At 54.8% G+C, this 5,756-nt stretch carries 3 protein-coding genes; all 3 read left to right on the top strand.

The window, feature by feature from the left end; genetic code table 11:
• The first annotated feature begins 190 nt into the window (after positions 1–190).
• Positions 191–3,418 carry a DUF3427 domain-containing protein gene (locus HMPREF2605_RS00790; protein WP_070846662.1) on the top strand — a complete coding sequence of 1,076 codons (3,228 nt, stop codon included), beginning with the start codon at positions 191–193 and terminating at the stop codon, positions 3,416–3,418.
• Between the two features lie 557 nt (positions 3,419–3,975).
• Positions 3,976–4,686: a DUF6318 family protein gene (locus HMPREF2605_RS00785; RefSeq protein WP_070846661.1), complete on the top strand. Its 711-nt coding sequence runs from the start codon at positions 3,976–3,978 to the stop codon at positions 4,684–4,686.
• Positions 4,687–4,964: 278 nt separating this feature from the next.
• A partial coding sequence (locus HMPREF2605_RS00780; RefSeq protein WP_246828142.1) for a peptide ABC transporter ATPase occupies positions 4,965–5,756 on the top strand: 792 nt, incomplete at its 3' end.

Genomic DNA, 5,756 nt, shown 5'->3' with positions numbered 1-5,756 from the left:
CGCCGAGAAGCCACATGTGTTTCGAAAAGCAACATATTACGTGGCTTCTCGAAACACATGTGGCTTTTCGAGGAAGGATGTATACAGGAGCCGCCAGGATTTTTGTAATTACAGGATTCCACCACCCCTACCCCGTGAACCGGTGACCACCCAAGCAGCGGCAAACCGCCCGGGCTGCTAGGCTGCTGCTATGACCACAACTGACGAAACTCTCCCCCTGGGACTCTACGAACACCTCAAGAGCGCATCGCTCATGGGCCGCACCATCCCCGAAGGCGCGCAATGGCAGGAAGAAATCCTCAAAAAGGACGACTACAACATCCCCGAACTGCTCACCCAGTTCTTCGCCACCCAGCTGGCTCCCGCCCTCGAAAGCCTCAAAACCCCCGCAGACCAGGTGGAACTCATCAACCGCATGATGGAGCTCCTACCGCAGGATGCCGAAGAGCAGAACGATTCGTTGCTGACCGATGACGACAGCAACGTAATTCAGATGCGCGAGCTCGCCCTCACTGACGCAAAAACTACGCGCCCCGATATTCCTCTGAGCGACGTTGCTCTGATGACGAATACTTCTAAAGACCTGAATCTCAATACTGAAATTCAGAAAGAATTAGAAAGTGCAGACCGCGTAGATTTGCTCTGCTCATTTCTTAAAATGTCCGGCGTTAATAGTTTGAGTGAGCAGCTTAAAGCTATTAAAAATCGCGGTATTCCTTTTCGCATTATTACCACCACCTACATGGGCGCAACCGACCGCAAGGCTATCGACCGCCTCGTTGAAGAGTACGGTGCCGAGGTGAAAATCAGCTATCAGGGCGACAGCACCCGCCTGCACGCGAAGGCCTGGCTGTTCCACCGCAATACCGGCATGTCCACCGGCTATGTGGGCAGCTCGAACCTGTCCAGTGCCGCACTCACTGACGGCCTGGAGTGGAATGTTCGCATCTCTAACCCGATTACGCCCGGCCTGATCCGCCAGTTTGAAGGCCTGTTTGAAAGCTACTGGAAGAGCGGCGATTTCACTCTTTACACCGCCTCTGACCAGGAGAAACAGGAGCTCGACACTGCCCTGGCTAAGGCGGATATTACCGGCCGTAAAAGCAAGGGCCTGGAGTACGATATCGACTCGTCCCTGCTGGATGTGCATCCGTTCCCGCATCAGGTGCGCATGCTTGAAGAAATGCAGAACGCTCGTTCTAAGGGTCGTCACCGCAACCTCGCCGTGGCCGCAACCGGCACCGGCAAAACCGTGTTCTCGGCTCTCGATTACAGGCGCCTCTGCGAGCAGTCCGGCAAAAAGCTGAAGCTGCTTTTTATTGCGCACCGCAAAGAAATCCTTGACCAGGCGCGCCGCACTTTCGGCGACGTCATGCTAAAAGGTAATTTCGGTGAGCTCCTGACCGGCGGCAAAAAGCCTGAATACAATGAGGCTGTTTTTGCGACCATTCAGACGTTGTCAGGTGCCGCCCTCAAAAATTATGCACCGGACTATTTCGACGTCATCATCATGGACGAATGTCACCACATTAAGGCCGCCAGCTGGGACAAAGTTTTCAACTATTTTGAGCCCCGCGAATTTATCGGCCTGACCGCAACCCCCGAACGAGAAGACGGGGTGAACATCGCCGACAAGTACTTTGGCGGCTACGTGGCAACCTCCATCCGCCTGTGGGACGCACTCGAAGACCACCTCCTCGTACCCTTCCAGTACTTCGGTATTGCCGACGGCACCGACCTGCGCCGTATTAATGTTCGGGGTGGCCGATACGATGAAAAGGCCCTTGAGAACCTGTACACCAAGGACGAGGCCGAACGCCGCCTGCGCATCATCGTGGAAGAGCTACGCGAGAAGGTTGACAACCCCCTGCGCATGAAGGCGCTCGGGTTCTGCGTGAATGTGAAGCACGCCAAATACATGGCGCAGAAGTTCAACGAGGTGGGTATTCCCGCTGGCGTCTTGGTCGGTACAGATTCCGCCGAGGAGCGCGCCAAGGTGATGAAGAACCTTGCAGACGAAGCGCATGAGCTGACCACGATCTTCACCGTGGACCTATTCAACGAGGGCGTCGATATTCCGAGCGTCGACACCCTCCTGATGCTGCGCCCCACCCAGTCGCTCACCCTCTTCCTGCAACAACTGGGCCGCGGTCTGCGCCGTGCACCGTTGAAGTCTGTTCTGACGGTCCTCGACTTTGTGGGACACCAGAACAAGAACTTCATGGTTCACCACAAGTACCGCGCCTTTGCACGGCATGGTACCTTGACCGAGCGGGACATTGAGAGCCCTGAACTGCCGGCTGGCTGTCACTTTCATCTGGACGAGCTGACTCAGAAGCAGGTCATCCAGAAGATTCGCGAGTCCCTACGCATGAACCAGAACGCCCTCATCGACACCGCAAAGAGCTACCTGGAAGATATGCGCCGAAACTCCACGGAACCCGATGTTCGCCCCACCGTCATTGACTTCATCAACCGCTACGGGTTGGGACTGCCGCAGATTTACGGCCGTAGTAGCAAGGTGCCCCTGCCCGGTATCACTAAGCCCGTCGCAACAACCTGGACCAGCCTCCAGGCCGCGAGTGAACTGTACCCCGACCTGGTGGTTCCCTTCCATGACAACGTGGCCGTCGAGACGAATAAGCGCGTCAAGGCACTCACGCACGTACACGACACGTTCCGCATTAACGCATACCTGGAGCTGCTAAACACGGACATCCTGGAGCAGGACATGACCGATGAGCAGCGCCGCCACGCATGGATGCTTCTGTTCTCCATCTGGCCGAAGGCCAAGTGGGACGGTTCTTCTGAGAAGTTTAGCCTCAACGAAGGCCTGGCGACTCTGCGTAAGAACCGCGGCATGCTGCAGGAGATGGAGAGCGTATGGAACTTCAACGCCGGTACGGACACCACCTCCACCCTGCCGCTCTTTGAGGGTGAAGGCATCCCCCTGCGCACTCACGCCCTCTACTCCCGCGAGGAACTATTCGCCGGACTGGGCGGCCAGGAGGAGAACTTCAAGGTACCCGGCGGCGTGGTCAACGGTGTTGTACCCTTCGACCCGACGAACACCACCGCGTTGCTGGTGACGTTAGAGAAATCTGAGAAGCACTTCTCCCCGGCCACCATGTACAAGGACTACGCCATCAGCACTGACGAGTTCGCATGGGATTCACAGAGCGCGACAACCCCCGAAAGTCCGACGGGTCAGCTCTTCCAACACCACGAGGAGCGAGGCCGACGCATCGTGCTCTTCGCCCGCCAGCACAGGGAGAATAGGCTCGGCCCCGAACCCTACATGTGCCTGGGCACCGTGAAATACATTTCTCACGAGGGCTCCAAGCCGATGCATATTCGCTGGTCGCTGGACCGCCCGATGCCGGCGTCCATGTTCCAGATCGCGAAGATTGCCTCGTAGGCGCTGAATAGCCGCAGCAGGCGGCCCCGAATGTTTGAACATTCAGGGCCGCCTGTTTTTAGACCGAGGTTTTCGATAGGTTAGTGCCTTCACCGTGGGTCTTTAACCCGCAGTGAAGCCACTAACCTATCGACGAAAAGGGTAAGTCATAGCCCATAACCAGCTCTCACCTACCTGGCGCAGCCGGAGATTCGGTCATGGGTTACGGATTTGTGCCATAGGTTAGTGTCTTTGGTCGTAGTTAAAAGCCATGGCAGAAGACGCTAAACCATGACACAAATTCTGCAGAAGCGGCGCCTCCGCAGGCGCAAAGATATTTGATGCATAAAGCATTGAGAAGCCCGAATAATGACCAACCACCGTCATCATCCTCAAAAGAATGCAAACGACGGCAAACATGCGGTAGGGTGGTAACTGTAGTACTCAATAGCGCACCGATGCGCTTGTTGAGTGAACTACAGGGCTGTTTTCCTTCCGGCAGTCAGCTTGACCTGCAAATAACGGCCCGACTAGTAACTAAACAACACACCATCACCGACGATAGGAGCGTATCTTCTATGGAATCGACCATTCTTAATCGCCGTACCCTGCTGGGTAGCGGCGCACTTGTGGGCCTGGGGGCCCTGCTTGCGGCGTGTGGCCAGCAGGCAAATAACGAGGCGGCAGCCACCGCCTCCGCCGCGCCGAGTGAGTCGGCGTCGGCTTCTGCAACAGCATCTGAGTCACCTTCGGCGAGTGCCACTCCGTCTACTGTCCGAGGCTATTCGGGCGGCTCGAAGGCGCCCAACGGGGAGTACCGCCCGGCGGATAAGTACGGTCCGGCACAGAATGTACCGAAGCCTAACGTTCCGGAGAACGGCTACAACGAAAAGTCGTTGGAAGGCATGCGCAAGACGATGGATGCCTGGATCTTGTGGGGTAATTACGGTACTCAAACTGGCGATTACTCGATGGCTCGCAAGTTCATCTCGCCAAATTTCAAACGTGAATTGGAAGAGTATAAAAATGCAGAAGAGCTTTATCAAAGCGGCGGATGGATCATTGGTGGAATCGACCATTTTCTAGCCGATGGAAACCCTTGGTCCGAAGACGGTGAAACTTACTTCTGGAAAGCCTATCGCGAATGGGATCGTGAGATCTTTGTTGAGTCTGATGGGAGCTGGGTTAGCTGGACCAATGATGACAAAACTGACGATACCTTCAAATTTGAACTGAAGCACAACGGTCAAAAATGGGAAATCATTGATTATGTAAGTGTTGAGGACTAAACATGAGACAGAATATTAAAAATATTTCATTGATAATTATTGGAATAAATATTGTATGTTCATCAATCGCTCCGGCATTAGGTAGCGACTCGACAAAAGAATGTTCATCTGAAAATAGCGCCAAAGTATGTCAAACCACTAAGAATACAAAATATAAAGACAAAAGCGGAGGCAATAGAAACACAGGTCATACCTCAGAAAATATAAATGACGGAAATTACCCATCTCAGTCATCAAATTCAGAACCTAGCACCTACACCACCAAAGGCGCTAACGGCATGACCGTAATTCGTTCCAAGAGTAACTCTAACATTCTTGGCTGCGTAGGTAAGGGCGGAAAGATTGGAAACGTAAAACTCAACAATCTTATTGTTCGTGACGATGGGACCTACATTGATGGTGGCTTTGGCAAGTATAGCCGCACCTCAGAAACCTGTGTTCCCGAGGATACCCGCACTCTCACCAGCGCCGACAGCCCAGGTCCCACCGGTCCGACCTACGAAGAAGTCATGGAGGAAATCCGCCACGCTGCAGAGTCGCTAGAACCAGGTAAGCCGACCCTGCATCAGTCCTATAACAACCCCGCAGGCACTGGCCGAGCAGAAGGCGACCCCAACGTCTACAAGGGCGACCAGATCAACTTCTACGTCGATGACGGAGGTCCCTACCGCCTCGAAGCAGACATGCTCGCAGGACACGTCGAAATTGAGCTCATGCCCTCCTCGTACGTCATCGAGTACGGCAATGGTGATACTGCCACCAACTACACCGCGGGTAAACCGGTCACCACCTACCCTCGTGAGCGTCCGAGGCAGACGGATACCAGCTACGCCTACCAGCGTTCCGGTAATTTCCATGCGTACGCGACCGTGCACTATACGGCTCGTTTCCGTGTGGATGGTGGCCCGTGGCAGATGATGGAGGTGACTCCGCAGGCGACCAGTGACCCGTTGCTGGTGCGTGTGTGGTGGGTTGATGTGGGCCGTGTGGCAGGTGACTGCAGCTATGACGACACTCGTTGGGGTTGCAAGAACGATCCGACGATGGGTAAGAAGGATAATCCGAACCCG

It is taken from the genome of Rothia sp. HMSC065C03 (genome assembly GCF_001837295.1).
GTDB lineage: Bacteria > Actinomycetota > Actinomycetes > Actinomycetales > Micrococcaceae > Rothia.
This window is presented reverse-complemented; position numbering and strand designations above follow the sequence as displayed.

Coding starts and splice junctions, on each gene's coding strand:
- HMPREF2605_RS00785 (WP_070846661.1), top strand. CDS start 3,976: ATGGAATCGACCATTCTTAATCGCCGTACCCTGCTGGGTAGCGGCGCA.
- HMPREF2605_RS00790 (WP_070846662.1), top strand. CDS start 191: ATGACCACAACTGACGAAACTCTCCCCCTGGGACTCTACGAACACCTC.